The sequence below is a fragment of the Gluconacetobacter diazotrophicus PA1 5 genome (genome assembly GCF_000067045.1).
GTDB classification, from domain to species: domain Bacteria; phylum Pseudomonadota; class Alphaproteobacteria; order Acetobacterales; family Acetobacteraceae; genus Gluconacetobacter; species Gluconacetobacter diazotrophicus.
Genome location: NC_010125.1, coordinates 3442377 through 3462066, shown reverse-complemented (window position 1 = coordinate 3462066; position 19690 = coordinate 3442377). Strand labels below are relative to the sequence as shown.

General features: G+C 71.7%; 14 protein-coding genes and 2 pseudogenes. 8 read left to right on the top strand and 8 right to left on the bottom strand.

Annotated features, from left to right (window positions below; genetic code table 11):
• Window positions 1-62 precede the first annotated feature (62 nt).
• Both GDI_RS15945 and GDI_RS15940 read left to right on the top strand, forming a co-directional pair.
• Window positions 63-737: a ribonuclease HII gene (locus GDI_RS15945; protein WP_012227887.1), complete on the top strand. Its 675-nt coding sequence runs from the start codon at window positions 63-65 to the stop codon at window positions 735-737.
• Window positions 734-1846 carry a site-specific DNA-methyltransferase gene (locus GDI_RS15940; protein ID WP_012227884.1) on the top strand — a complete coding sequence of 371 codons (1113 nt, stop codon included), beginning with the start codon at window positions 734-736 and terminating at the stop codon, window positions 1844-1846. The genes GDI_RS15945 and GDI_RS15940 overlap by 4 nt, the downstream gene beginning before the upstream one ends.
• Window positions 1847-2068: 222 nt before the next feature.
• On the opposite strand, the gene GDI_RS15935 is transcribed toward GDI_RS15940, so the two are convergent.
• From GDI_RS15935 to GDI_RS15915, 5 genes are all read right to left on the bottom strand, one after another.
• The gene (locus GDI_RS15935; RefSeq protein WP_012554701.1) at window positions 2069-2656 is read right to left on the bottom strand and encodes an ankyrin repeat domain-containing protein; all 588 of its coding nucleotides are present in this window, start codon (window positions 2654-2656) and stop codon (window positions 2069-2071) included.
• A gap of 146 nt (window positions 2657-2802) precedes the next feature.
• Window positions 2803-4950, bottom strand: a complete 2148-nt coding sequence (locus GDI_RS15930; RefSeq protein ID WP_012227880.1) for a hypothetical protein — start codon at window positions 4948-4950, stop codon at window positions 2803-2805.
• A gap of 3 nt (window positions 4951-4953) precedes the next feature.
• A complete protein-coding gene (locus GDI_RS15925) occupies window positions 4954-7776 on the bottom strand; it encodes a DUF4159 domain-containing protein (RefSeq protein WP_012227878.1) in 2823 nt (940 codons plus the stop codon).
• Entirely contained in the window at window positions 7773-8843 is a 1071-nt protein-coding gene (locus GDI_RS15920; RefSeq protein ID WP_041249532.1) for a DUF58 domain-containing protein, read from the bottom strand. The genes GDI_RS15925 and GDI_RS15920 overlap by 4 nt, the downstream gene beginning before the upstream one ends.
• Before the next feature lie 9 nt (window positions 8844-8852).
• A complete protein-coding gene (locus GDI_RS15915; RefSeq protein ID WP_012227874.1) occupies window positions 8853-9905 on the bottom strand; it encodes an AAA family ATPase in 1053 nt (350 codons plus the stop codon).
• Between the two features lie 126 nt (window positions 9906-10031).
• Between GDI_RS15915 and GDI_RS15910 the strand changes: the two are divergent.
• The 6 genes and pseudogenes from GDI_RS15910 to GDI_RS15885 all read left to right on the top strand — a co-directional run bounded on the left by GDI_RS15910 (window position 10032) and on the right by GDI_RS15885 (window position 17193).
• Window positions 10032-10696: pseudogene (locus GDI_RS15910) on the top strand (DUF1285 domain-containing protein).
• A gap of 40 nt (window positions 10697-10736) precedes the next feature.
• Window positions 10737-11999 (top strand): CCA tRNA nucleotidyltransferase, encoded by a 1263-nt coding sequence (locus GDI_RS15905; protein ID WP_012554706.1) that lies wholly within the window; start codon window positions 10737-10739, stop codon window positions 11997-11999.
• Between the two features lie 67 nt (window positions 12000-12066).
• Window positions 12067-13881 (top strand): annotated as a pseudogene (locus GDI_RS15900) (ABC transporter ATP-binding protein).
• Between the two features lie 209 nt (window positions 13882-14090).
• Window positions 14091-15182: an HlyD family secretion protein gene (locus tag GDI_RS15895; protein ID WP_012227859.1), complete on the top strand. Its 1092-nt coding sequence runs from the start codon at window positions 14091-14093 to the stop codon at window positions 15180-15182.
• Window positions 15179-16777, top strand: coding sequence for a DHA2 family efflux MFS transporter permease subunit (locus GDI_RS15890; protein WP_012227857.1), 1599 nt, complete (start codon window positions 15179-15181; stop codon window positions 16775-16777). The genes GDI_RS15895 and GDI_RS15890 overlap by 4 nt, the downstream gene beginning before the upstream one ends.
• The gene (locus GDI_RS15885; RefSeq protein ID WP_012227856.1) at window positions 16774-17193 is read left to right on the top strand and encodes an NUDIX hydrolase; all 420 of its coding nucleotides are present in this window, start codon (window positions 16774-16776) and stop codon (window positions 17191-17193) included. The genes GDI_RS15890 and GDI_RS15885 overlap by 4 nt, the downstream gene beginning before the upstream one ends.
• On the opposite strand, the gene GDI_RS15880 is transcribed toward GDI_RS15885, so the two are convergent.
• The 3 genes from GDI_RS15880 to GDI_RS20355 all read right to left on the bottom strand — a co-directional run bounded on the left by GDI_RS15880 (window position 17177) and on the right by GDI_RS20355 (window position 19690).
• Window positions 17177-17680, bottom strand: a complete 504-nt coding sequence (locus GDI_RS15880; protein ID WP_012227855.1) for an RNA pyrophosphohydrolase — start codon at window positions 17678-17680, stop codon at window positions 17177-17179. The genes GDI_RS15885 and GDI_RS15880 overlap by 17 nt on opposite strands.
• Window positions 17673-19091, bottom strand: a complete 1419-nt coding sequence (locus tag GDI_RS15875; RefSeq protein ID WP_012227854.1) for a S41 family peptidase — start codon at window positions 19089-19091, stop codon at window positions 17673-17675. Before GDI_RS15875 ends, GDI_RS15880 begins: the two co-directional genes overlap by 8 nt.
• A gap of 134 nt (window positions 19092-19225) precedes the next feature.
• Window positions 19226-19690 carry a murein hydrolase activator EnvC family protein gene (locus GDI_RS20355; protein WP_231854362.1) on the bottom strand — a complete coding sequence of 155 codons (465 nt, stop codon included), beginning with the start codon at window positions 19688-19690 and terminating at the stop codon, window positions 19226-19228.

Here is a 19690-nt window from a genome sequence, read left to right as displayed (position 1 = left end):
ACGTGATTCGGCGTGCGAATCGGGCGGTGGCGCCCGATCCGCCCCGGTTCAGGATGGGGTGGATGCCGGATTACACGCGCGAGATGCAGCATGGCGGCCGGGTCGCCGGGGTGGACGAAGTCGGTCGCGGGCCGCTGGCGGGGCCGGTGGTGGCCGCCGCGGTGATGTTCGATTCGGGCGTGCCCCGGCGCCTTGTCACCCAGCTTGACGATTCGAAGAAGCTGACCGAAGCGGCACGGCTGCGGGCCTATGCCGCGCTGCATGCGGCGCGGGGGGTGCATATCGCGGTCGCCGCGGCCTCGGTTTCCGAAATCGCGCGGCTGAATATCCTGCGTGCCGCCTTCCTGGCGATGCGCCGCGCCGTGGCGCGGCTGCCGCACCAGCCCGACATGGTGCTGGTGGACGGCAATGCCGCGCCCGATTTCGGCTGTCCCGCGCAGTGCGTCGTCGGCGGCGACGGCGAAAGCCTGTCCATCGCCGCGGCCTCGATCGTGGCCAAGGTGGTGCGCGACCGGCTGATGGCGCGGCTGTCCTGCCGCTGGCCGGGCTACGGGTGGGAGCGCAATGCCGGATACGGCACCGCCGAGCATCGTGCGGCGCTGTGCCGCGCGGGCACGACCCCCCATCATCGCGAAGCGTTCGGGCTGGTTCGGCAACTGACGCTGGGGCTGGTGCCCGCGGCGGCGCCCGGGATGGCGCCGGGACTGGTCCCCGCCGTCCTGGAAGACGTGTCATGAGCGGCGCGGTGATGATGGAATTGCCCCTGGACCAGATCCTGCGCGGCGACTGCGTCGAACTGATGCAGACCCTGCCGACGGGGTCGATCGACTGCATCTTTGCCGACCCGCCCTATAATCTGCAGTTGCGCGGCGAATTGCGGCGGCCCGACGACAGTGTCGTCGATGGGGTCGATGACGATTGGGACAAGTTCAGCGACCTGGCGGAATATGACCGCTTCACCCGGGCATGGCTGGGCGAGGCACGTCGCCTGCTGCGCAAGGACGGGACGATCTGGGTGATCGGGTCCTATCACAATATCTTCCGGATCGGCGCGATCCTGCAGGATCTGGGATTCTGGATCCTGAACGACGTGATCTGGCGCAAATCCAACCCGATGCCGAATTTCCGCGGGCGGCGGTTCACCAATGCCCATGAAACCCTGATCTGGGCGGCACGGGGGGCGGACAGCCGCTATCGCTTCAATTACCAGGCGATGAAGGCGCTGAATGACGACGTGCAGATGCGGTCGGACTGGTACCTGCCGCTGTGCACGGGGGGCGAGCGGCTGCGCAATTCCCACGGGCTGAAGCTGCATCCGACGCAGAAGCCGGAAAGCCTGCTGCACCGGGTGCTGGTGGCCTCGACCAACGTCGATGACATCGTGCTGGACCCGTTCGCTGGGACGGGCACGACGACGGCGATGGCCCGGCGCCTGCGCCGCCGCTTCATCGGCATCGAACGTCACCCCGATTATGCCGAGGCCGCGATCGGCCGCGCCCGGCGCGAGCGCCCGGTGCCGCTGGACAGCGTGCTGACGACCCCCGCGAAGCGCGAGACCCCGCGTGTGCCCTTCGGCAGCCTGGTCGAACGTGGATTGCTGCCGGTCGGCACGGTGATGTACGATCGCCATCAGCGCGTGTCCGCCACCGTGGCGCCGGACGGCACGCTGGTCAGCGGCACGCAGCGCGGGTCGATCCACAAGCTGGGGGCGCTGCTGACGAACGCGCCGTCCTGCAATGGCTGGACGTTCTGGCACCTTCAGCGCGACGGGCAGATGATCCCGCTGGATACGCTGCGCAACGAGGCGCTGTCCCTGGATGCCACCACCGAATCGCCGAAGGGCTAGGCCCTTTGGCGGTCCCGGGCCAGGGTCAGGGCCCTGGCCGTCCGATCGGGTGACGCCTTAGAGGCTATGTCAAAAGCCCTGCTGCTGGCGATCCGACGTGCGTTTCCTGCGCTCCGATGCTCTCGGCCCATAAGGCCGCTCCGCTTCGGTGCTCGGAAACACACGCCGGGCGCGGCCCTTCTGGCCGCTCTCGCTCAGCAGCAGGGCTTTTGACACAGCCTCTTAGCTTCCCCCGAAGCCCAGGAACCCGATCGAAGGCTGCGGCGTGCCGCCGCTTCCCGCCACCACGACGCGCTTGCCATGGCTGCTGCCGTTGATGCTGAGATGCCCGGCACCGTTCTGGATCGAGACGCCCGAATGGGTGGTCGAGGCCGCGATGACGTGGTCGTCGTTCAGCGTGCGCAGCGACAGCAGCAGGAAGGTGATGTCGTTGCGGTTCAGGTCGATGGCCATGTCCAGCGGCGTCTGGCCCAGCACATTGTGCCCTTCGGTGTCCGCGCCGCGATTCAGGGCTTCCTTCGCCGCGCCGAGGCTGCCGCGATTGATCGCGTCGAACAGGGCGGCGGTGGGATTGAGGTCGCCGTTGGCGTGGCCGCCGATGTCCTCGGACGAGACCGCGCCCGGCAGCGCGGCCGGCGGCGCGGCGGCGCGGGCGGCGCGGCGGGCCTCGGCCTGCTTCGCGGCGTCGGCGGCCTCGGCGTCCGATTCCTCGTCATCCTGGGCGTAGGCGAAATGCATCGGAGCGATCAGCACCGCACTGCCGGCCAGCAGCGCGATGAAGAGGATGCGGATACCGGATCTGACAATCATCGTTGGTCTCAGTGACACTCGTCTCGATAACAGGCGCGACCTGTTCGGGGCGGATGCGGGCCGGCGGGTGACGGGGCGGGCCGGCCTGCCGGACGCGGAACCGGCAGCCATTTCATAATCCAGATCAGGGTCCAATGCGACGGAAATCATCTTCCTTCCCGCCACCAGCCGGCCAGCAGCAGCCCGCCCGCCAGCAGCAGGACGATCCAGCCCGCCAGCAGGGGGCGGGCGGTGCGGCCGGTGACCAGCCTGGCGTCGCGCTGCGGAAAGCCGATCCAGTCCGGGCCTGACGCGGCGCCCGAGCCGGGTGCGTGCAGGGCCGGCAGGCGCGGCTGCGCCGCGTCGTCGCCCAGCCAGTAGACCCCGCCGCCGGTCCGGTCCGCCATGGGGGACAGGATCGTGGCGGTGGCGCGCAGGTCGGAAAATTCCACCGGATCGCCGGGCGCGGGGGCGGCGAAGGCACGATGGGTGCCGTCGTCGGCCATCCAGATTCCGGGCTGGGTGGCGGGCACGGCGGCCTCCGACAGGCCGATGCCGATGGGGCGCAGGGGGACCTGCCGGGTGATGCCGTCCGGCGCGGTGATGGTCACGGCCGTGGGACCGGTCTCGGCGGCGGTGCGGTGCGTCACCACCATCCGCCCGTCCGCGATGGCGGCGGTCAGTTGTTCCTCCTCCAGCTCCGGCTCCTTCATCAGCCAGTGCGAGATCCGGCGCAGCAGTTCCGATTGCGGGCCGCCGCCGCCCTCGCCATGCGACCACAGCCAGATCTGGTCCGACAGCAGGAAGGCGACGCGGCCGCGATCCACCCGGTCCAGGATCAGCAGCGGCGTGTGGTCCGGCCCGTCCATCAGCGCCTGGCCGTGGGAAGTGTCCGCCCGCAGCGCGCGGTACCAGGGCCCCCAGTCGGCGTCATGGCCGGTATCATGGCCGTCCGGGGCAGTGCCGGCACCCGGCAGGTCGGCAGTGACGGGGTGGCGCTGGCCGGCGGCGGTCAGCGCGGGCTTGAAGCGCTGTTCCACCATTCCGCCGTCCACCGGCACGTGGGCCGGCAGGATGTCGCCCAGCGGCGTGTCCTGCAGCGATCCGGGGCCGAGGAATTCCGGGCCGCCGATCAGCAGCAGGCCGCCCCCGTTGCGCACGTAGTCGGCGATGTTTTCCAGATAGGCCCGCGGCAGGATGGCGCGGTTCTCGAACCCGTCCAGGATGATCAGGTCGAACTGGCCGATCTTCTGCTGGAACAGTTCGCGCACCGGGAAGGCGATCAGCGCCAGGTCCGACAGCGGCGTGCCGTCATCCTTGTCCGGCGGGCGCAGGATGGTGAAATGCACCAGGTCGACCGACGGATCGGCCTTCAGCAGCCGGCGCCAGACCCGTTCGCCCTGGTTGGGGGTGCCCGAGACCAGCAGCACCCGCAACCGGTCGCGCACGCCGTTGATGCGCACCACGTCCTGGTTGTTGGCGGTCGAGACCTCGCCCGCCAGGGGCGAGACCGACAGGCCGACCAGCATCGGGCCCGGATGGGTGACGGGCAGGGTGATGTCCTGCGGCGTGCCGACGTGCACCATCTGGTGCAGGGGGGGCTCGCCGCCCCGGCTGAGGGTCAGTTCGGCCCGGCCGTCGGCGGCCGGATGGGGACCCAGATCGTCGATTTGCACCCGCAGGGTCGCGGTCTGGCCGACGATGGCGTAGGGCGGCGCCTGCAGGATGCGCAGGCGCCGGTCGGTTTCCTCGCCCCGCGCCGTCAGCAGCACGTGCAGCGGCAGGTTCGTACGGTGGCCGGCGGCGTCCGTGGGGCGCAGATGGTCGGGCACGGATGCGGGGACGTCGTGGTCCTGGCCGTCGGTCAGCATGATGGCGCCGGCCAGCCGGCCGGGGGGAATGTCCGCCGCCGCCTGGTCCAGCGCGGCGAAGAGCTGCGTGCCCTGGTCGTGGCCGCCGCGCACGGTGACGGTGCGCAGGGTCAGTCCGGGCAGGCGCGCGGCCTGGGCCTGGATCTGTTCCGCCGCGCGGCGCGCGATCGCGGCGCGCTGGCCGATGCCCATCGACGGCGACTGGTCCACGATCAGCAGGCCGGTTTCGGGCAGCACCTGCCCGACCTCGCGAATCCGCTCTGGCCCCGCCAGCCACAGCAGCAGCACGCCGGCCGCCGCCGCGCGCCACAGCGTGCCGCGCGCGCGGCGCAGCAGCCCGGCCAGGGCGGCCGCGACGGCCAGGCCGGCCAGGACGAACAGCACCCAGGACGGAACCAGGGGCGCGAACCCCGTCATGTGGCGCAAGGTGTGCAGGTCGGGCATCGGTTATTCCCCCAGCCGCCGCAGCAGGGCCGGGACGTGGACCTGGTCCGCCTTGTAATTGCCGGTCAGGGCGTAGAGCACGGCATTGACCCCGAACCGGTAGGCCGCCACGCGCTGGGTATTGCCGTCCGGCATGGTGGCGTAGGGCGTATCGCCCTGGGCATCCACGGCCCAGGCATGGGCCCAGTCGCTGGCGCCCACGATCACCGGGCTGACGCCGTCATTGGCGCTGTCGCCCTCGCGCGCCACCCAGACCGGCAATCCGTCATAGCGGCCGGGGAAGCCGTGCAGCAGGTAGAAGGTGTGGGCCAGCACGTGATGGTCGGTCAGCCGGGTCAGCGGCGGGATGTCCAGCCCCTGCGTCATGCGCCGCAGTGCCGCCGCCGTGCCGGGCGCCGGGGCGGCGAAGCTGTCATGCCCGCCGCCGGGGGCGGCCGGATCGACGCCCTGGCTGTCGATCATCAGGATTCCGCCGTGGCGCATATAGGCATTCAGCGCCGCCGCGCGGGCCGGATCGGCGGTCGCGTCCGCCGTGACCGGCCAGTACAGCATCGGGTAATAGGACAGGTCGTCGCGGCCCGGCACCACGCCGTCCGGATGGCCCAGCACGGCGGAGGTGCGGGCGTTGGCGTAATCCGACAGGCCCTGCAGCCCCTGGCGCGACACGGTGTCGATATCGTCGTGCCCGGTCAGGATATAGCCCAGCCGGGTTTCCAGCGCGGCGCCCGGCACGCCGGCCGGCGGCGGATCGGCCAGGGCGGGGCGCGCGGGCGCGTGGGCGGCCAGCAGCCCGGCCACGACCAGGGCGGCGGCCCTGCGCCCGCCCGCCAGCCGCCCGGCGCGCAGCATCTGCGTCAGCAGCGCGTCCAGCACCAGCAGCAGCACCGCCGCCGCGACCAGCCACGGGCCGGGCACCAGGTCGCGGCGCTGGCCGTCCAGGCTGGCGGCCTGTCCGATCGGCTGCTGGGGGGAAAGGGGAGGCATCGCGTCGCCCAGGTTCAGGGCCCGGCGGGCGGTGCGCGGGCCGTACAGGCCCGGCGGGTGGGCGGACGAGGCCGCCTGCGTGCCGAACGCGTCCGCCGGCAGGGCGCGGGCGCCCGGCGGGGGCGGGCCAAGGATGGCGTCGGAATCCAGCGTCATGTACGGCGCGAGCAGGCTGTGGTCGGCGGGCGCTTCCACGCCGGCCGGGCGTTCGGCCAGCCGGCGCAACATCGCGACGAACAGGCCGGACAGCGGCAGGTTGGACCAGTCCGCCGTGCTGGTGACGTGGAACAGCACGACCTCGCCCGCGCCCAGCGCGGCATGGGTGACCAGCGGCGTGCCGTCGGACAGGCGCGCCCAGCTATGATCCGCCAGGTCGGCGGCCGGGCGGGCGAGGACCTGGCGCGACACCGTCACCTCGGGCGGGATCGGCAGTCCGTGAAACGGCGAGGCGTCGGGGAAGGGGGCCAGTTGTTCCGGCTTGCCCCACGACATGGCGCCGCCCAGTTGCCGCTCGCCCTGCATCAGCGGCACCGGGAGCAGCGTGTCGGCGGGGGGGAGATGCGCGGCGTCGTCCTGGGGGGCTTCCATAGGGGCGGCGGGCATGTCGGGCGAGGCCATGTCGCGGTCCGGGCTGCCGTTCAGCAGCGGTCCGGCGAAGCGGACCAGCATGCCGCCCTTGCGCACCCAGGCGGCGACGGCGCGGCGGGTCTGCGGGCTGTCCAGCGCGCCGTCCGGGGCGACCAGCACGGAGAGCGGGCGGGCCAGCAGGGTCGCGGCCGAGCCCTCGCGCAGTTCGGCGGTGGGGGCCAGCGCGCGCCGCAGGTAGAACAGCGGCCCGACCAGCGGGGTATCGGTGCCGGCGACGCCGATCAGCCCGACCGGCCGCCGCCGGTCGCCTTCGTCCAGCAGGCGCATGCCGGCCGGGCCGGGCATGTCGTCCAGTACCAGCCGGTCGATGCGGTTGCGCAGTTCGGCGGGCAGCGCTACGCCGGCCGTGGCGCGGTCCGCCCCGGCGGCCAGCGAGAGCGGGACCAGCGCCAGCACCCCGCCGTCGGCGGCCTCGGCCCGCACGGTCAGGTGGCGTGGGTGGGGCTGGGGCAGGGCGGCCAGCGCGACCCGCAGCGTGTCGCCGGCCGCGCCGGGATCGTCCTTCGCAGGGGGAACCAGGGACGCGACCGTCAGGTCCGGCGCCGTCAGAGTGCGTACCGGGCCGATAGCGGCCAGCGCCGCAGCAAATGCCGGATCGTCCGGGCCGGCCAACCCGTCGGAGACATAGACCACCGGCCCCCGCCATCCGCCGGCGGCCAGCGCGCGCAGGGCCCGCGCGGCGGCGGCGCGATCGGTCGGCCAGGGCATGGCGCGGGTGGAATCCAGCGCGCCGCGCAGCAGGGACGGCGTCATCGCCGCGCCGATGGCCGGGGTCTCGCCCGCCGGGCCGGGCGCGGTCGTCAGCAGCCGGGCGTGGCGTCCGGCGCGGCCGGCGCGGTCCAGCACGGTGTCCAGCGCGGCCAGCCGGTGGGTCCAGCCCGGCACGGCGGCCCAGCCGTTATCCAGCACCAGCAGCGGATCGCCGGAGCCCTCGGCCCGCGGACCCGTCGCCTGGTCGCGTGGCACCACCGGCCCCGCCAGCCCCACGATCAGGCCGGCCAGCGCCAGGCAGCGCAGCAGCAGCAGCCAGGGCGGCGCGGTCGCCGCGTCCGTGACCCGGGCGTGCAGTCCGCGCAGCAGCATGATGGCGGGAAAGGACTGCCGCCGGGGTGCCGGCGGCAGGGCGCGCAGCAGCAGCCAGATGACGGGCAGGACCGCCAGGGCCGCCAGCAGCCAGGGAAACTGGAAGATCATCGGCCGCGCCCCCCCCGAGCTGCCCGTCCGGCCGCGCCGCCCCGATCCATCAGGGCGGCGTGCAGGGCCAGCAGCGCCGTTTCCGGCCGCTGGTCGGTGACATGGCGGATCAGGTCCAGGCCGGTGGCGCGGCACACGGATGCCAGATCGTCCTGATGGCGGGCATAGGCATCGCGATAGGCGGCGCGCAGGCCTTCGACGCCCGACAGGGTCATCGCGGCCTCGTCCTCCAGCCCCGCGAAGCGGACGCGCCCGGCATAGGGCAGGCTGGCCTCCGCCGGGTCGTTGACCAGCAGCAGGTGCGCCCGCGCCGGGCGCGCGGCCAGGCCGCGCAGCAGGGCGTCGAGCGGCGCGATCTCGCCCAGCCCGTCGCCCAGCAGCACGACCCTTGCACCAGGGGAACCATGGTGCGGATTGGGCAGGCCGGGATTGTCCGGTCCGCCCTCCATGATCCGCAGCAGCGCCACGGCCAGCCGGTCCAGGGCCGCCCGTCCGCCGGGGGGGATGTCGATGGGGCCGTCCGGGGCCAGCACCCGCACCCGTTCCCCCTGGCGCAGCGCCAGCGTGCCCACCGCCAGGGCCAGCAGCACCGCGCGGTCCGATTTCAGCGGCAGCGCCGCGCCCGAGCGCCAGCGCATCGACGCGCTGGGGTCGCACCACAGGCACAGCGTCTGGGCGGCCTCGGCCTCGGTCTCGCGCACATAGGCGCGGAGGCTGCGCGCGGATTGCCGCCAGTCGATCCGGGTCACCGGCTCGCCGGGCTGGGCGGGGCGGAACTGCCAGAAATCCTCGCCCGGGCCGGATTGCCGCCTGCCATGGTGGCCCACCGCCACGGTCGCGGCGATGCGCTGGGCCGCGAGGATCAGGGCCGGCATGCGGGCGGCCAGCGTTTCCGCCGCCAGGGGCAGGGGAACGGCCGCGCCGGGCGTATCGAGGGCCGCGTCCCCGCCCGCCGTGGCGCGGCCGTTCGGGGGCGGCCGGCGCAGCAGGCGGCGCAGCAGCCGGGCCGCGCGGCCCGGCCGGTCGTCAGGCCCGTGGTCAGGGAGGGAGGGAGAGGATCGCGTCACCGCCGGCGGTCAGTCCAGGGTCTGGAGCAGGCCGTCGATCAGTTGCGGCAGGCTCCTGTTCTCGGCCCGGGCGGTGAAGGTCAGGGACATGCGGTGGGCCAGCACCGGCTCCGCCAGGGCCGCGATGTCGTCGATGCTGGGCGACAGGCGCCCGTCCATCAGCGCCCGCGCGCGGGTGGCCAGCATCAGGGCCTGCGCGGCGCGGGGGCCGGGCCCCCAGGCGACGGAGTCGCGGATGGTCGCGTCCTGCGTGGTTTCCGGCCGGGCGGCGCGGACCAGGCGCACGATGGCATCGACCACCTTGTCGCCGACCGGCAGGGCGCGGACCAGGCGCTGGGCGTCGATCAGTTCGCGGTCGGTCAGGACGGGGCGCGGGGTGGCGTCCTGGGTTCCGGTCGTGGCCAGCAGCATGGCGCGTTCGGCCGCGGCGTCGGGGAAGCCCAGCGGGACCTGCAGCATGAACCGGTCGAGCTGCGCCTCGGGCAGCGGGTAGGTGCCTTCCTGCTCGATCGGGTTCTGGGTGGCCAGGACGTGGAACGGATGGGGCAGCGCGTGCTCGGTCCCGGCGATGGCCACCCGGTGTTCCTGCATAGCCTGCAGCAGGGCCGACTGGGTGCGGGGGCTGGCGCGGTTGATCTCGTCGGCCATCAGCAACTGGCAGAAGACCGGGCCGCGCACGAAGCGGAAGCTGCGGCGGCCATGCTCGTCTTCGTCCAGGATCTCGCTGCCCGTGATGTCGGAGGGCATCAGGTCGGGCGTGAACTGCACGCGCCGCGCCTCCAGCCCCAGCACGGTGCCCAGCGTCGTGACCAGCAGCGTCTTGCCCAGCCCCGGCGCGCCCACCAGCAGCGTATGGCCGCCGGCCAGGATGCTGACGAGGGTTTGATCGATGACGTCGCGCTGGCCGTGGATGATGCGCCCGATCTCGGCGCGCGCGGCCTGCAGCTTGCCGCCCAGGCGGTCCGCCAGGCCCAGGTCGGCGGCGGCTGCGTCGGGCATGGAGGTGCGCGCGGTGTCCGGTACGGTTCCGGTGGCGGAGGGCAGGGCGTCCGATATCGTCATACCCTTAATCTGACAGGTCCTGGGGTTTCATCAAGGTCCGGGTTCATCAAGTCCCGGGTTTGGTTGGGGGGTTTATCGGGGGTTGGGGGTTTCATCACGTCGGGTCTGATCCCTATATCGGGGAGCATGGTTCAACAGGCGCGGGTAACGCAGTTGGCTGACGATCAGAATACGCACGCCGCCTTCGATCTGGCCGGCGCGGAATGCTCCTCCCTGGCTGCCGCCGGCCCCCACGCGTCCCCTCCGGAGCGGCCGCGGGGGGCGGGGCGGTCCTGCGGGGCGTTGCCGTTCCTGGTGCAGCGCGACGGGACGTGGCTCTATCGCGGCACGCCGATCCGCCGCAAGCCGATGGTCTGCCTGTTCGCCTCGGTCCTGACGCGGGATGCCGAGGGGGCGTACTGGATGCAGACCCCGACCGAGCGTGGGACGATCACCGTCGAGGATGCGCCCTTCGTTGCCGTGGAACTGCATTGGGCCGGGTGCGGGCGCAGCCAGGTACTGTCCTTCCGCACCAATGTGGATCTGGTGGTCTGTGCCGGGCCGGAGCATCCGATCCAGGCCGACTGGAACGTGCCCTGCGCGGAATGCGGCAGCGGCCCCGTTCCCTACCTGCATGTGCGCGACGGCGACGGGGCCTTTCCCATCCAGGCCCGGATTGCCCGTGCCGTCTATTACGAACTGGCGGCCTGGCGGTCCCCGGGGTCTGTTGCGGCGTGCCCTGCCTGGGGGTGTGGAGCCGCAACGTCTTCTTCCCGCTGTCGCGCCTGCCGACGCCCGACGCATCCGAATGAATGGCATGCCCGGTAAAGGGTGCCGCGTGATCGGCCCGGCATGACGTACGGGTGCGCCGTGGCGGCGGACGACCTGCCGTGCCGTCTGGCGACAGTGCTGCCGGACGGGCGGGCGGGGCTGGACCGCCTGTGGGCCGTGCTGCCGCGGGCGCGGTTGGTGGGCGGCGTGGTGCGCGACCTGCTGGCGGGCCGTCCGGTCTCGGACCTCGATCTCGCCACGCCGGAGCCGCCGGACCAGGTGCTGGCGGCGCTGGAGGCGGCGGGGATCAAGGTCGTGGCCACCGGGCTGGCCCATGGAACGGTGACGGCGGTGATCGCGGGCCGCCCCTACGAGATCACGACCCTGCGCCGGGACGAACGTACCGACGGGCGCCACGCCGTCGTCGCCTGGACCGACGACTGGGCCGAGGACGCGGCCCGGCGCGATTTCACCATCAACGCGATGTCCTGCGGCCGGGACGGGGTGGTGCATGATGCGTTCGGCGGCCGGGCGGACCTGGAAGCCGGGCATGTGCGCTTCGTCGGCGATCCGGCGACCCGCATCCGCGAGGACGCGCTGCGCGTGCTGCGCTTCTTCCGCTTCCACGCCCGCTATGGCCAAGGGACACCGGATGCGGCGGCGATGGCGGCGATCGCGGATGCGGCGGCGGCCGGGGCCCTGTCGCGCCTGTCGGCCGAACGCGTCTGGTCCGAATTGCGGCGCATCCTCTCCGGCCCCGCCGTGATGGAGAGCCTGGGGCTGATGGAGCGGACGGGCGTGCTGGCGCGGCTGCTGCCTGAGGGGTACGACCTGCCGGCGCTGGCCCGGCTGGTCGCCGCCGGGGCGCCGCCCGACGCCATCCTGTTCCTCGGCGTCCTGGCCCGGGCGACGCCCGGCCTTCTGGCGGCGCGGTTGCGCCTGTCGCGGGCCGAAGCCGCGTCCCTGGCCTCCCTGGGCGTGACGGCCGATTCGGCGGCGCCCGACCCGGAGGTGCCCGAACCGGGGGCGGACGACGACGCGCGGCGCCGGATGCTGGCGAACGAGGCGGCCGAGATCCTGGTCCGGCGAAGCTGGCGGGTGCAGGCGGAGCGGGTAGGCGCGCCCTCGGCGGCATGGGACGGGCTGCGGGCCGACCTGCTGGCCCGGGCGCGGCCGGTCTTCCCCCTGGCCGGGCGCGACGTGGTGGCGGCCGGCGTGGCGGCCGGGCCGCGTGTGGGCGCAGTGCTGGAGCGGGTTCGCGACTGGTGGATGGCAGGGGGATGCCGCGCCGGGCGGCGGGCCTGCATGGCCCAGCTTGAGCGCATGGTCGCCGATACCGCCTGACCGGGTGGGCAACCGGCGGGCGGCCCGTCGCTTTCCTTTGTTGCGAACTCCTTGTTTAAAGAGCCCCATGAACGTCGTCCCGCCTCGAACCCCGTCCCCTGCCGCCGCGTCGCTGGTGCCCCCCGGGGGCGGCCCGCAGAATTCCGAGCGCAGTACCGTCCTGCTGCGCCGGCTGTGGCGGTCGGAAGTGCGCCTGCATCGCGGGCGCATCGCATCGGTGATCGGGCTGACCGTCGTGATGGCGTCGCTGACCGGCCTGTACCCGCTGGTGATCCAGCGGGCGCTGGACATGTTCGCCGCCCATGATCCGCGCATCCTCTACCAGGTGCCGGCGCTGGTGATCCTGATCACCGCCGCCAAGGCGCTGTCCCAGTACGGCCAGACCGTGGCGGTGCAGAACCTGGTCCTGATCGTGATACGCGGGCTGCAGGCGCGCATGTTCCGGCATCTGCTGCACACCGATATCTCGCGCATCGAGCGCGAGGCCCCGGCGCAGCTTTCGGCGCGCTTCACCACCGATGCCGTGTCGATCCGCGAGGCGATGATCCGCGCGGTCAATTCGATCGGCGACGTGGTCACGGTCGCGGGCCTGGTCGTGTCCATGTTCTACATGGATTGGGAACTCAGCCTGATCGCCGCCGTGCTGTATCCGGTCGCGGCGGTGCCGATCCAGCGCCTGGGCAAGAAGGTCCGCCGTGCCTCGGGCGGCATGCAGGAACGCATGGGCGAGACCTCGGCCCTGCTGACCGAAAGCTTCGCGCAGGCCCGCACGGTGCGCGTCTACCGGCTGGAACAGAACGAGGAGGCCCGCGTCAGCCACACGTTCGACCAGTTGCACATGGCCCTGCAGCGCATCGCCCGGGGGCGGGCCCGCGTCGATCCGGTGCTGGAGGTGCTGGGTGGCTCGGCGGTCGCCGCCGTGCTGGGGTTCGCCGGCTGGCGCGCCGCGCGGGGCGGCGCGACGCTGGGCGATTTTTCCGGCTTCGTGGCGGCCCTGCTGCTGGCCGCGCGCCCGCTGCGGGCGCTGGGATCGCTGAACGCGGCGTTGCAGGAAGGGGCGGCCGGGCTGGAACGCATCTTCGCCGTGATCGACGAGCCCGCCGACATCGTCGAATCCCCCGATGCCCGTCCGCTGCCCGCCGGCAACGGCCATCTGCGCTTCGAGACGTGTCCTTCTTCTATCCGGACGGACGGCGGGCTGGACGGGCTGAGCTTCGAGGCCCGGCCCGGGCTGACCGTGGCGCTGGTCGGCCCGTCCGGGGCCGGGAAATCCACCGCCCTGTCGCTGATCCCCCGCCTGCATGACGTCGGCGCCGGGCGCATCGTGCTGGACGGGGTCGACCTGCGGGCGCTCCGGCTGGGCGACCTGCGCGACGCCATCGCCTATGTCAGCCAGGACACGCTGCTGTTCGACCTGTCGGTGGCCGACAACATCCGCATCGGCCGCCCGGGCGCCACGGATGCCGAAATCCGCACGGCGGCGCGCGCCGCCGCGGCGGAGTCCTTCATCGACGCGCTGCCCGAGGGCTTCGCCACCCGGGTGGGGCCGGGCGGGCAGCGCCTGTCGGGCGGCCAGCGCCAGCGCGTGGCCCTGGCCCGCGCGCTGCTGCGCGACCCGCGCGTGCTGCTGCTGGACGAGGCCACCAGCGCCCTGGACAGCGAGAGCGAGGCCCTGGTCCAGCAGGCGCTGGGCCAGTTGCGCCAGGGGCGGACCACCATCGTCGTGGCCCATCGGCTGTCGACCGTACGCTCGGCCGACCTGGTGGTCGCGATGGCGGGCGGGCAGGGGGTCGAATGCGGTACCCACGCGGCCCTGATGGAAGCCGACGGGTTGTACGCCCGGATGGTCCGGACACAGGCATTCGGCGAAGTCGGCCCGTAAACGCGGGCTGGTGGCGCGTCCTTTACGATTGCTTTAAAAAACGATTTCAAAACAACCTGATGGCCGTGAAGCGCCGCGCGGTATCGTGGCGCGTGGGTTTTTCACCTGCGGGGGCGGTTGATGGATCGGGCGCTTCGTGCCATGGATTGACCGACCGGTTCGGTCAATATGTCCGCGCTGGCGGCAGGGCTGGAAACAAGAGGAACCGTATGGCCGAGCAAGACGGCGCTACGCCGGGCAAGACGCCGGACGACACGCGCAGGAAAAAATCCAATCCGATGGTGCGGATCGGCCTGATCGCCTTCGTCGCGGTCGTCGCCGTGGGGGCGGGGGTGTACTGGTTCCTGACCCGCAACGATATCGAGACCGACGATGCCTTCACCGCCGGGCGCGCGGTGACGATCGCCCCGCATGTGCGCGGCTACGTCACCGCCCTGCTGGTGAACGACAACCAGTTCGTGCATGCCGGCGACCTGCTGGCGAAGATCGATGACCGCGATTATCGCGCCGCGCGCGACAACGCGGCCGCGACGCTGGACATCGCCCGTGCCCAGGCGGCCGGCGCGCAGTTCGGCCTGCTGGTCGCGCAGAAGGATTTCCCCGGCCGCCTGATCGCGGCGCAGGGACAGTTGCTGTCCGCCCAGGCGCAGGAATTCAGGGCCGAGACCGATTATCGCCGCCAGCACGCGGTGGCCCGCGCGGCCACCACGCAGCAGGATATCGACTACGCCACCGCCGCGCTGCAGGCCGCCAAGGCCCAGGTGCTGCAGGCCCAGGGCAACCTGCAGGTGGCCGAGCCGGTGAAGGCCAATATCTCGAACACGCAGACGCGGGTCGGCCAGTTCGACGCGCAGGTGACGCAGGCGCAGGCGCAACTGACCCAGGCGGAACTGAACCTGGGCTGGACCGAAATCCGGGCGCCGCATGACGGCTGGATTTCCCAGCGCAATATCGAACGCGGCAGCTTCGTCAGCGAAGGCCAGTCGATCTTCTCGATCGTCGAGCCCGAGGTCTGGGTGATCGCGAACTACAAGGAAACGCAGGTCACCCACATGCGGCCGGGGCAGAAGGTCGATATCGCGGTCGATGCCTATCCGTTCCTGAACCTGCGGGGCCATGTGGATTCGATCCAGCTCGGCACGGGTGCCACCTTCAGCGCCTTCCCGCCGGAAAACGCCACCGGCAATTACGTGAAGATCGTCCAGCGCGTGCCGGTGAAGATCCTGATCGACGAGGGGCTGCGCGCCGACGTGCCGCTGTCGCTGGGCCTGTCGGTCGAGCCGACGGTCTACACGAAGTGAGCGGCGCGCCGCCGGGGGATGCGGGGGCGGCGGCGGATGCGCCGCAGCCCTGGAAGCCGCGGGCCAACCCGTGGCTGATCGCGGTCATCGTGACCGTGGCGGCGTTCATGGAAATCCTGGACACGACCATCGTCAACGTCTCGCTGCCGCATATCGCCGGCAGCCTGTCCTCGACCTATGACGATGCGACCTGGACCCTGACATCGTACCTGGTGGCGAACGGCATCGTCCTGACCATTTCCGGGTGGCTGGGAAAGCTGCTGGGGCGCAAGCGCTATTTCATCATCTGCATCTTCATGTTCTCGGTCTCGTCCTTCCTGTGCGGGATCTCGCACAGCCTGCCGCAACTGATCATGTTCCGCCTGATGCAGGGCTTCTTCGGCGGCGGGCTGCAGCCGAACCAGCAATCGATCATTCTGGACACGTTCCCGCCCGAACGGCGGGCGGCGGCGTTCGGCCTGACGGCGATCGCGACCATCGTGGCGCCGGTGATCGGGCCGTCGCTGGGCGGGTGGATCACCGACAATTATTCCTGGCGCTGGATCTTCTTCATCAACGTGCCGGTGGGCCTGCTGGCGACCTTCGCGGTGTCGATGGTCGTGGACGACCCGCCCTGGGCGCAGAAGCAGAAGGCGCCGCTCGATATCGTCGGCATCGGCCTGATCGCCATCGGCTTCGGCTGCCTGGAGGTCGCGGTCGACCGGGGCGAGGACGAGGACTGGTTCGGGTCGGGGATGATCCGCACCATGGCGGTACTGGCCGTCCTGGGCATCGGCGGGGCGGTCGCCTGGCTGCTGACCACCAAGCGGCCGGCGGTGGACCTGCGCGTGTTCAAGGACCGCAATTTCGCGACCGGCACGGCGCTGATCGGGGCGGTGGGCGCGCTGCTCTATGCCTCGGCGATCATCGTGCCGCAGTTCGCGCAGCAGGTGATGGGCTATACCGCGACGCTGTCCGGCCTGATCCTCTCGCCCGGCGGCATCGCGGTCATCATCCTGATCCCGCTGGTCGGGCGGGCGATGAAATATGTCAGCCTGCGGGTGCTGATCGCGTTCGGCTTCTTCTTCATGGGCGTGTCGCTGTTCTGGTCCGCGCATCTGGTGCCGGCGCTGGATTTCCGCCACCTGGTGTGGTTCCGCATGGGCCAGACCGCCAGCCTGGCGTTCCTGTTCGTGCCGATTTCCACCATCACCTATGCGACCCTGCCGCGCGAGTTGAACGCCGATGCGTCCGCCCTGTTCAGCATGGCGCGCAACGTGCTGGGCTCGATCGCGATCTCCGGGTCCACCGCCCTGCTGACGGAAATCCGGCAGGCGCACCAGACGCAGATGGTCCATTGGATGACGCCGTTCAGCCAGCCCTATGTCGATTACCTGGCGCATGCGCGCCAGGCGGCGGCGGGGCGCGGGGTGGCCTCGGCGGCGGTCAACGCCGTGGCGCAGCATCGGCTGTTCCTGGAATTCACCCGCCAGATCGCGATCCTGGCCTATAACGAGGTCTTCATGATCCTGGGCATAGGGGCGTTCATGGTGGTGCCGTTCTGCTTCCTGCTGTCGCCCATCCGTGGCGGCGGCAAGCCGGGAGCGGCGCATTGAGCCTGTCGCAGGACCTGGGGCCCGTCATTCGCGTCGTCTCGGCGGCGATCGTGCGCGAAGGGGCGTTGCTGCTGGTGCGCAAGCGCGGCACCGATGCCTTCATGCTGCCCGGCGGCAAGGCCGAGCCGGGCGAGGACGAGGCCGCCACCCTGCGGCGCGAACTGGACGAGGAACTGGGCTGCGGCCTGCATCCGGAATCGGTCGCGCTGCTGGGCCGCTTCGCGGCGCCCGCGGCGAACGAGCCGGGATTCACCGTGCAGTCGGCGGTGTATCGCGGCCGGCTGGAGGGCCGGCCAGCCATCCGCGCGGAAATCGCGCAGATGCTGTGGTTCGACCTGCGCGCATCCCATGGGGAGGCCGTGCTGGCGCCGCTGCTGCGCCTGCACGTGCTGCCCGCCCTCAGGCAGGCTGGCTGAAGCGGGCGAAGTCGCGGACCAGGGTCCGGTAGATGTCGCGCTTGAAGCCGACATTGCGCTCCGGCAGGCTGGGCAGGTCGATCCACTGCCAGGCATCGAATTCCGGCGGCTGCTGGTCGTCCAGGCGGATATCCGAATCCTGCCCGGTGAAGCGCAGGGCGAACCATTTCTGCGTCTGGCCGCGATAGCGCCCGCCCAGCGCCCGGCCGATCAGCGCGGCGGGCAGGTCGTAGGTCAGCCAGTCCGGCCGCGCGCCCATGATGACGGCCCGGTCGGTGCCGATTTCCTCGCGCAGTTCGCGCAGCACCGCCTCTTCCGGGTCCTCGTCGGCGTCGATGCCGCCCTGCGGGCACTGCCAGACGCCGCCATCCAGCGGGCCGCCGGCGCCCGGCTGGTCGGTGCGGCGGCCGATCAGGATCCTGCCCTGGGCGTTGAACAGCATGGCACCGACATTGCGGCGATAGGGCAGGTCCGCCGCGTCAGTCATGACGCGGCGCCGCGGGGACGGCGGCGGCGGCCGAACGCGGCCCCGTTCCCATCGCGCGGACGATCTTCAGCCCTTCCTGCAACTGGAAGTCGGTGGCCGGCTTGGTCGGGTCGAAGGACGGCCAGTTCGCCGGCGGCTCGTCGGGGATGGACGACACGATGGCGGGCAGGTCGGTGCGGGCCGGCGGCTTGGCGGTATTGCCGCCCTGGTTCTTGATGATGTGGCTGAGGTCGGCCTCGCGGATGCTGTAGGCCGGGTCCTCGCGCGTTTCGCGCACTGTCACGTCGGGCACGATGCCCAGCCCCTGGATGGACCGGCCCGAGGGCGTGTAGTAGCGCGCCGTCGTCAGCCGCAGCGCGCCGTCGCCCGGGATGGGCAGGATGGTCTGCACCGAGCCCTTGCCGAAGGATTTTTCGCCCACCACCACCGCGCGCTGGTGGTCCTGCAGCGCGCCGGCGACGATTTCGCTGGCCGAGGCCGAACCGCCATTGATCAGCACCACCATCGGCAGGTCGTCGGTGATGTCGGTGCCGTGCGCGTCCCACCGCTGGCTTTCCTGCGGATGGCGGGCGCGGGTCGAAACGATCTCGCCATTGCGGATGAAATCGGACCCGACCTGGATCGCCTGGTTCAGCAGCCCGCCCGGGTCGGACCGCAGGTCCAGCACCAGCCCGGTCAGGTGGCCGTGGGCTTCGTCCTTCAGCTTGCGGAACGCGGCTTCCAATCCCGGGCCGGTCTCCTCGTTGAACTGCGAGACGCGGATGTAGCCCACCGTGTCGTACAGCGCCGATCGGATGACCTGGATATGGATGATCGCGCGGGTCATGGTCACGACGATCGGCTTGGGCGTCTTTTCCCGGATCAGGGTCAGGGTGATCTTGGTATCCGGCTTGCCGCGCATGCGCCCCACGGCCTCGTCCAGCGGCAGGCCGTCGATGTTCTTGCCGTCGATCGCGACGATGTAGTCGCCCGGCTTGATCCCGGCGCGCGCCGCCGGCGTGTCGTCGACCGGCGAGACGACGCGGATATGGCTGTCCTCGCCCTGCACCTCCAGCCCCAGCCCGCCGAATTCGCCCTTGGTCTGGACCTGCAGGTCGCCGTACTGCTTTTCGGTCATGTACGAGCTGTGCGGGTCCAGGCCGCTCAGCATGCCGTTCAGCGCGTTGATGATCAGGTCGCGATTCGAGACCGGATCGACATAGTTCGCCTTCACCTGTTCCAGCACGTGGCCGAACAGCGACAGCAGGCGGAAATTCTCGGCCGGTGAATCGCTGTCCTTCGACAGGCTGGCGGCCAGGGCGTTGGACGTCAGGTTGCCACCCCCCAGGCCGGGAAGGTGGGTGATCTGCGGACCCGCGGCGATACCTGCCAGAAAGGCGCAACCAAGCAGCAGGCCGGTGCGGAACGTCATGCCGTACGTCTCCTGAATGAAGCCGCCCGCCGCCCCTGGCGTGGGGCCGTGGACGGCGGTACGTGCCAAAGGGCACGTGGGGAGTCATTTTCGGCAATCTTATACCGAACTCCCACGCGGCGGAAACTGCCTACTCACAGGAACGGGGCGGGATCGATCGCGGTGCCGCCCCGGCGTAGCTGCACGAACAGGGTGGGCCGGCCGCCCTGGCCCGACCAGCCGGGCATGCTGCCGACGGGCGCGCCCCGGGCCAGCGCCTGGCCGGTGGAAACCGCCAGCGACCCCAGTCCCGCCAGCACGAAGCGGTAATGCCGCCCGCAATCCAGGATGGTCATCTGGCCGTACGACCGGAACGCGCCGGCGAAATCCACCTGCCCCGCGCAGGGCGCGCGGACCGTGGCGCCGGGCGGGGGGGCGTAGGTGATGCCGGTGGCGGGACCGGCCTCGGTCCCCGCGCCCCAGCCAGTGACGATGGTGCCCGGTACCGGCGCGCCGCGCCCGGCCGCCGGCCCGGGGCCCGGACCGGGCCCGGGACCCTGGGCTATGGCCTGGGCGCGGGCGTGGGCGGCGGCGGCCTCGTCGGCGTGGTGCGCGCGCAT

Excerpts from the sequence above, each read along its gene's own strand:
- GDI_RS15945 (WP_012227887.1), top strand. The coding sequence starts at position 63 with ATGCCGGATTACACGCGCGAGATGCAGCATGGCGGCCGGGTCGCCGGG.
- GDI_RS15940 (WP_012227884.1), top strand. The coding sequence starts at position 734 with ATGAGCGGCGCGGTGATGATGGAATTGCCCCTGGACCAGATCCTGCGC.
- GDI_RS15935 (WP_012554701.1), bottom strand. The coding sequence starts at position 2,656 with ATGATTGTCAGATCCGGTATCCGCATCCTCTTCATCGCGCTGCTGGCC.
- GDI_RS15930 (WP_012227880.1), bottom strand. The coding sequence starts at position 4,950 with ATGCCCGACCTGCACACCTTGCGCCACATGACGGGGTTCGCGCCCCTG.
- GDI_RS15925 (WP_012227878.1), bottom strand. The coding sequence starts at position 7,776 with ATGATCTTCCAGTTTCCCTGGCTGCTGGCGGCCCTGGCGGTCCTGCCC.
- GDI_RS15915 (WP_012227874.1), bottom strand. The coding sequence starts at position 9,905 with ATGACGATATCGGACGCCCTGCCCTCCGCCACCGGAACCGTACCGGAC.
- GDI_RS15905 (WP_012554706.1), top strand. The coding sequence starts at position 10,737 with ATGACGTACGGGTGCGCCGTGGCGGCGGACGACCTGCCGTGCCGTCTG.
- GDI_RS15895 (WP_012227859.1), top strand. The coding sequence starts at position 14,091 with ATGGCCGAGCAAGACGGCGCTACGCCGGGCAAGACGCCGGACGACACG.
- GDI_RS15880 (WP_012227855.1), bottom strand. The coding sequence starts at position 17,680 with ATGACTGACGCGGCGGACCTGCCCTATCGCCGCAATGTCGGTGCCATG.
- GDI_RS15875 (WP_012227854.1), bottom strand. The coding sequence starts at position 19,091 with ATGACGTTCCGCACCGGCCTGCTGCTTGGTTGCGCCTTTCTGGCAGGT.
- GDI_RS20355 (WP_231854362.1), bottom strand. The coding sequence starts at position 19,690 with ATGCGCGCGCACCACGCCGACGAGGCCGCCGCCGCCCACGCCCGCGCC.